This is a genomic window from Streptosporangium sp. NPDC003464, assembly GCF_053588315.1.
Map to the genome: position 1 here is coordinate 1 of NZ_JBSFPS010000401.1, position 6178 is coordinate 6178.

Annotated in this window: 7 protein-coding genes, 1 pseudogene and 1 riboswitch; all 8 genes and pseudogenes read right to left on the minus strand. The window is 72.6% G+C overall.

What is annotated here, in order from left to right; genetic code table 11:
- The coding region (locus tag ACWDS7_RS45575) for a 3,4-dihydroxy-2-butanone-4-phosphate synthase (RefSeq protein ID WP_451934375.1) at positions 1 to 375 on the minus strand (375 nt) is incomplete at its 3' end.
- Complete coding sequence (locus ACWDS7_RS45580) at positions 372 to 1034, minus strand: nicotinamide mononucleotide transporter family protein (RefSeq protein WP_451934376.1); 663 nt, start codon at positions 1032 to 1034, stop codon at positions 372 to 374. The genes ACWDS7_RS45575 and ACWDS7_RS45580, both read right to left, overlap by 4 nt.
- A complete protein-coding gene (locus ACWDS7_RS45585; protein WP_451934377.1) occupies positions 1021 to 1638 on the minus strand; it encodes a riboflavin synthase in 618 nt (205 codons plus the stop codon). The genes ACWDS7_RS45580 and ACWDS7_RS45585 overlap by 14 nt, the downstream gene beginning before the upstream one ends.
- A complete protein-coding gene (ribD, locus tag ACWDS7_RS45590; protein WP_451934378.1) occupies positions 1639 to 2775 on the minus strand; it encodes a bifunctional diaminohydroxyphosphoribosylaminopyrimidine deaminase/5-amino-6-(5-phosphoribosylamino)uracil reductase RibD in 1137 nt (378 codons plus the stop codon).
- A gap of 103 nt (positions 2776 to 2878) precedes the next feature.
- A riboswitch (FMN riboswitch) is annotated at positions 2879 to 3009 on the minus strand.
- A 380-nt stretch (positions 3010 to 3389) separates the two neighbouring features.
- Entirely contained in the window at positions 3390 to 4217 is an 828-nt protein-coding gene (locus ACWDS7_RS45595; RefSeq protein WP_306857722.1) for an oxygenase MpaB family protein, read from the minus strand.
- Positions 4218 to 4379: 162 nt separating this feature from the next.
- A complete protein-coding gene (gene rpe / locus ACWDS7_RS45600) occupies positions 4380 to 5036 on the minus strand; it encodes a ribulose-phosphate 3-epimerase (protein WP_451934379.1) in 657 nt (218 codons plus the stop codon).
- Between the two features lie 13 nt (positions 5037 to 5049).
- Entirely contained in the window at positions 5050 to 5385 is a 336-nt protein-coding gene (locus ACWDS7_RS45605; protein ID WP_451934380.1) for a tyrosine-type recombinase/integrase, read from the minus strand.
- A 144-nt stretch (positions 5386 to 5529) separates the two neighbouring features.
- Positions 5530 to 6178: pseudogene (locus ACWDS7_RS45610) on the minus strand (transcriptional regulator); the annotation flags it as partial.

Consider the following 6178-nt stretch of genomic DNA (forward strand, 5'->3'; position numbering starts at 1 on the left):
GGGCCGGACCAGCTCGAACGGCTCGGTCGCCGAGTCGCACAGGGTGCGGATCGTCTTGGCCCGGTCCGAGGCCGAGATGCCGGTGCTCACCCCGTCCCGGGCGTCCACACTGATCGTGTAGGCGGTGCGGAGGCGTTCCTTGTTGTCGTGCACCATCAGCGGCAGGCCGAGGCGGTCGAGGTCCTCCCCGCGCATCGACACGCAGATCACGCCGCTGGTGTGCCGGATGGTGAAGGCCAGCAGCTCCGGCGTGGCCTTCGCCGAGGCGAAGATGAGGTCGCCTTCGTTCTCGCGGTTCTCGTCGTCGACGACCACGACGGGCCTGCCATCACGGATGTCGGCGATCGCCCTCTCGATCGGGTCCAGCTTGATCACACCGCCTCCTTGGGAACGAGTACGGCCCTCGACCGGTACTCCTTTAGCCAGTTGAAGAATCCGACCAGGACGAGCACGAAGAACACCCCGTACACCGCCCCGGAGACGACCAGTCCCGAGCTGAAGGCCAGCGGTACGCCGACCAGGTCCACGGCGATCCAGATCAGCCAGAAGTCGACCAGCGCCCGCCCCTGGGCCCAGGTGGCGACCGCGCTGCCGACGAAGATGTAGGCGTCGGCGGCGACCAGGAGGTATCCCTTGGGCGGCGGGACGAACGCGCCCCAGGAGAGCTGTGTGATGTAGAAGACGACGGCGACCAGGACCGTGCCCACGGCCATGACCCCGACCAGCGCGAGCCGTTCCGGGGCCGTCGCGGGGCGCACGGCCAGTTCCCGGCCGTTCTGGGTGCCGCGCGTCCAGCGCCACCAGCCGTAGACGGCCAGGCCGCCGAACATGAGCTGCTTGAGGGCGTTGCCGGTGATGTGCGCGTTGACCGAGGCGATGAACAGCAGCACCGAGCCGGTGAGCTGGACCGGCCAGGTCCAGATCGACTTGCGGATGGCCAGCAGCACGGTGGCCAGGGCGGCCACGTTGCCGATCAGGTCCGTCCAGAGGAACCGGGTCCCGAAGACCTCGAACCCCGCCTCAGCCCAGTTCACGGCCCGCCCCCAGGCCGTAGGCGCCCACGAGCTTCTCCACGTGCTTGGCGATCACGTCGACCTCGAGGTTCACCGGGTCGCCCGGCTGCTTGGCGCCGAGGGTGGTGAGCTGCAGGGTGGTCGGGATCAGGCTGACGGCGAACCCCTCGGCGTCCACGCCGGCCACGGTCAGGCTGACACCGTCGACCGCGATCGAGCCCTTCTCGACCACGTAGCGGTTCAGCTCGGCCGGGAGCGAGACGCGGACGACCTCCCAGTGCTCGGCGGGCTCGCGGGACAGCAGCGTCCCGGTCCCGTCCACGTGGCCCTGCACGATGTGGCCGCCCAGCCGCTGGTCGGCGCGGACCGCGCGCTCCAGGTTGACCCGGTCGCCGGGCCGCAGCGCCCCCAGGCAGCTACGGTCCAGGGTCTCCTTCATCACGTCGGCGGTGAACACCTCGCCGTCCACCTCCACCACGGTCAGGCAGACCCCGTTGACGGCGATCGAGTCGCCGTGCCCGGCGTCGGCCGTGACGGCCTTGCCGCGGATCGACATCCGGGCCGCCTCCCGCAGGGGCTCGATCGCGGCGATCTCGCCCAGTTCCTCAACGATTCCGGTGAACATTCACAACTCCTTCAGAGGTACCGGCCGGGCGGTCAGACGCAGGTCCGGCCCGGTGGGGGTGACATCCTCGAACTCCAGTCGGTGGGTCTCGGCGATCGTGGCGACGCCGGCCGGGCCGAGCGCGGCGGGCCCGGCGCCCAGCAGCGCCGGGGCGAGGTAGCCGACGACCCGGTCGATCAGCCCCTCCTTCAGGAAGGAACCCGCCAGGGTCGGCCCGCCCTCCAGCAGCACGCTGACGATCTGGCGGCGGTGCAGCTCGGCCAGGAGCCCGGCCAGGTCGAGCCCGTACGGCCGCCGCCGCGCGAGCCGCACCACCTCGGTCCGGGCCGCGAGCGCGCCGGCGTCGGCGTCGGCGGCGACCGCCACCAGCGTCGGCGCCCGGCCGTCCAGGACGCGGGCGGCGGGCGGGGTGCGGGCGTCGCTGTCGACGACCACGCGGAGCAGCGGCCTGGCGGCGGGCGCGCCCTGCCCGGCGGGCGGGGCGGGGTCCTCGCCGGCGGAGGATGCCGGTGGGCGGCGGACGGTGAGCCGGGGGTCGTCGGCCAGGACGGTGCCGATGCCCGCGACGATCGCGTCGGCCTCGCCGCGCAGGCGGTGCACGTCGGCGCGGGACTCGGGCGAGGTGATCCACTGGCTGGTGCCGTCGGCGGCGGCCGAGCGGCCGTCCAGCGTGGCGGCGTACTTCCAGGTGACGTGTGGCCGGCCGAGCCGGACCGAGGTCAGCCACTCGGCGTTGCCGCGCTCGGCCTCCCCGGTGAGCACGCCGGTGGCGACCGCCACGCCGTGCCGCCTGAGCCGGTCGGCGCCGCCGGCCGCCGCCGGATTGGGGTCGCTCACCGCGACGACGACGCGGGCGACGCCCGCCTCCAGCAGGGCGAGCGAGCAGGGCCCGGTCCGGCCGGTGTGGTCGCAGGGTTCGAGGGTGACGTACGCGGTGCCGCCCCTGGCGCGCTCCCCGGCGGCGCGCAGCGCGACCACCTCGGCGTGCGGGCCACCGGCGTAGGCGTGGAAGCCCTCCCCCGCGACCTGGCCGGCGGCGTCGAGGACGACGCATCCGACGACGGGGTTGGGGCTGGTGGTGCCGCGCCCGCGCGCGGCGAGCTCGATCGCCCGGCGCATGTGCGCCTGATCAGTCACCCGGGTCTCCTACTCGCCAGTAGCTTTCTCTGCCACGGCGGGCCCCGGGGGATCATGGATGCATGCACCCAGTCAGCGGAGGGTGCCCGAAGACACACTCCACTCGCGCGCTTCCTCCCATCCGGACTTTAACCGTCGGTCCCGGAATTCCACCGGGTCAACCGGTCGATGGATTCGACCGGGTCGCGGACTGTAACCGCCGGTTCGGACTTTCACCGACCCCGGAGCACGCTTGTTGCCAGCGGTTCGCCACCCTGATGGGAGGCTCCCCGTACATCAGTGTGCCATGTCCGGCAAACGGGAGGAACACCCCTATGCCATGAAAACAAGCGAGCGCTTGGTCAAGTGGGTGAATCCGCGGGTCGTAGGGGGCGAATAGACCGTTCGGGGGCGTCCGCGATCGTTCGGGACCGTTCGGGAGTGTTCGAGCCACTTGAAGCCGCCGGCCAGGCGTCGCACGATCTGTTCACCCCTCCCGCCGGCGTGGAGCGGTGCCCGGAAACTCCTCCACGCCGGCGCGCCTCCCACCTCCCGCACAGCCGGAAGGAGCCGGCCACCGATGGAGCGCCCCGGGCGGGACGGGCGGGGACGGACGCCTTCCACGGCCGGGCGGGCTAGGCGGCCCGGCCGTCCGTCACCCGCCGCGCCCTGCGGGCGTCCGGGGCATACCTGACCGGGGCGGGCACCAGGCCGATCCCGGCGTGCAGACCCTTCAGCGTGGCCGTCGCCCACAGGTCGCCGAGCGGCGTGGCGGGCAGGCCGTACAGCCTGCGGGCCCAGCGCGGCAGGGTCGCGAAGGCCAGCACGGTCAGCATCGGGATGACCGGCTTGAGGGGGAGCAGGTACGGCGGCAGCGGCGCACCGAGGGATTGACTCAAAGATTGGCGGAGCGGATGTGGCACTTCTGGAACGAAGTAAAGCCCAGGACGGCGCCCCTGGATGTAGTCGCGCATCTCACCGACCGAACCGGGCACGTCCTGCGGGCACAGGCCGACGACCTCGGCGGCACGCCGCCATTCGTCCACGAACCGGTCGGCCTCCTCGTCGGTCAGACGCACCCCCGCCCGGCGGGCGACCGACAGGTAGGAGTCGACCTCGCCGACATGGACCCATAGGAGCGCGTCGGGATCGTCGAGGCGGAAGCGCTCGCCGGTGTCGGGATCGAGCGCGGTGAGCCGGGAGTGGATCTTCCTGACCCGGGCCCCGGCCTTGGCGACCTCGGCGCGCGTGCCGTAGGTGCGCACCCGGACGAACTCGGTGGTGCGCAGGAAGCGGGACCACGCCTCGGAGGGGTCCATGAGCGCGGAGTTCTGCGCGACCCCGCGCATCGCCCGCGGGTGCAGCCCCTGCATGAGCAGCGCCCGGAAACCCCCGACCAGCAGGATCGGCTCCCCCATCACCCGCCAGGTCACCGAACCCGGCCCGAACAGTCCGTGGTCCATGAACCACCTCCTCGTAAGTGAGTGGTTACCCCAACCGCCGGGAGCGACACGTGACACAACCATGACATCACCGGGACGGCCCCGTCGCGGAACCGGGTGCCCGTCGCGGCTCCGTGGCCGGACGGGTCCCGGCGCCGGACGGGGCGGCGCGCGGCGGGGGGATCAGGCCTTGTCCGCCAGGGAGCGCAGGCCGTCCACCGCGCGGGCCGGGTCGTCGGCGCCGTAGACGGCGTTGCCCGCCACGAAGACGTCGGCCCCCGCCTCGGCGCAGCGCTCGATGGTCTGCTCCGACACCCCGCCGTCCACCTGCAGCCAGATCTGGCCGCCGTGCTTGTCGATCAGGGCGCGGGCCCGGCGGATCTTCGGCAGGACCACGTCGAGGAACTTCTGGCCGCCGAACCCGGGCTCGACGGTCATCAGCAGCAGCATGTCGATCTCGCCGAGCAGGTCCTCGTACGGCTCGACGGGGGTGGCCGGGTTCAGCGCGAAGCCGGCGCGGGCCCCGGCGGCGCGGATCTGGCGCAGGGTGCGGACCGGGGCCTTGGACGCCTCGGCGTGAATGGTCACGCTGCCCACCCCGGCCTCGGCGTAGGCCGGGGCCCAGCGGTCCGGATCCTCGATCATGAGATGGCAGTCGAGCGGCGTCGAGGTGGCCCTGAGCAGGGACTCGACAACCGGTAGCCCGAGTGTCAGGTTGGGCACGAAGTGGTTGTCCATGACGTCCACGTGCAGCCAGTCGGCGTTGGGGACCGCCGCGGCCGCCTCGGCGAGGCGGGCGAAGTCGGCGGACAGGATGCTGGGCGAGATCTGTACGGCCATGATGCGGCCGAGTCTATTGCGCGACCGCCGTCCGCCCGTCACCGGCAGGCGGCCGAAGGATCTCGGCGACGAGAACGAGATCCGTTCTGCCGCGGACCAGCGTTGTGGCGAGCGTATGTCTGAGGACGTGGGCGGCGGTGGGATCGTCCAGGCCCGCTCGCCGGGCGGTCGTGGCGATGATGCCGCCGGCGGCGCGGGCGGTGAGCCGCCCGCCCTCGGCGTTCAGGAAGAGCGCGGGGCCGGCGTCGGCTCCGGGCCAGGTGGGCCGCCCGTCAGGCCATACCTGCAGCTCGGGACGGAGCTTGGGGTGGATGTCGACCTGGCGGAACTTGTCGCCCTTGCCGTACAACCGCGGTTCCCCTTGCGGGCCGAGAGGTGAACGTCGCCGACGTCGAGGCGGACCACCTCGCTGATGCGGGCGCCGGCGTAGGCAGGGCAGTGTGACAGGTGATCCGAGTTCTGTGTCACAGATGTGCGGCGCCGTGGGCAGAGGCTAGGTGGTCGTCCGCGACCGGGCCTCGGCGGCCCAGGAGGGTGCGTTCCATCGGTCGGCGATGGTGGCGGCCTGGGTGAAGTGGGCGGCGGCCTCGTGGTCGCGGCCGAGGAGGACGGCCAGCTCGCCGAGGGTGTGGGCGACCGGACGCAGCGCCACCGACACGCTCGTGGCGCCCGCCGGGGGGCCGTTGCGGTGCGGGAGCAGCGTCGCGTAGATCTCCTCGGCGGCGTCGCGGTCGTTCAAGGCGACGATGGCCATCGCGCGCAACGTTGTGAGGAAGGTGAAGAAGAAGTCGGGGCGGATCGGGCTGGGTGACGCGCGGACCTCGCGGGCTTCGGCGTCCAGGCCGTTGGCGTGGAGGGCGAGCGCGAGCAGGTCGGAGGTCATGGGGCCGAGCCCGGCGTGGAGGGCGCGCACGTCGTCCAGGTGCGCGCCGAGCGTGCCGTCGTTCAGCCAGATCGACGCCAGCGCGAGGCGGAGAAAGCCTGCGGCGTGCACCGATCCGGCGCGTTGCATGCGCTGGGTGGCCCTGGTGTAGCGGTGCTCGGCGTCGGCGGACCGGCCCTCGATGAGTGCCAGGGTGGCCAGTGCGATCTCGGCGGCGCCGGTCGCTTCCGGCATCCGGTAGGAGCGGGCGAGGTCGAGC